1 protein-coding gene is annotated in these 571 nt (G+C 46.9%); it reads left to right on the top strand.

Features of this window, described 5'->3' with window-relative positions:
• Positions 1–571, top strand: a 571-nt coding sequence (locus CVN76_RS01865; protein WP_232732059.1) for a CAP domain-containing protein, incomplete at both ends; no start/stop codon positions are given.

Below are 571 nucleotides of genomic sequence, written 5' to 3'. Positions count from 1 at the left end.
TAAAGCAGACGTCGCTGAAAAACTGGGGAAGCCCATCACCAAGCTGCTTAAAGGAAACGTCTATTACCAGATCAAAAGCGATGGCGAATACGAGATGTTTGAAATGGATCAGAGCTATGTGACCATCTTTTATGACAAACACGAAAAAAATACCGTCACATCCATCCAAATCATCAACGCTGATCTCGAAAAGCAAAAGAGCGGTTATTTTGCAGCGGCCAGCCCCGAGCTAAAGCAGGGCTTTGAATACCAGTTATTCGATTTGACCAATGCAGCCCGGGTCAATCATGATCTTTCCGTGCTTACATGGGATAAACGAGTCAAAGTCACTGCCCAGGACCATAGTAAGGATATGGCCGTGAATCAATATTTCAACCATACCAATCTTGAAGGGGAATCTCCCTTCGACCGGATGGAGGATGACAATATCAAGTTTCGAATGGCCGGCGAGAACCTGGCTGCCGGGCAGAACAGCAGCATCTTCGCCCACGAAGGATTGATGAATTCCATCGGGCACAGGGAAAACAAACTACAGAAGGATTTCCAATCACTCGGTGTCGGAGTCGCTTTC

The sequence above is a fragment of the Bacillus sp. mrc49 genome (genome assembly GCF_002803435.1).
This window is presented reverse-complemented; position numbering and strand designations above follow the sequence as displayed.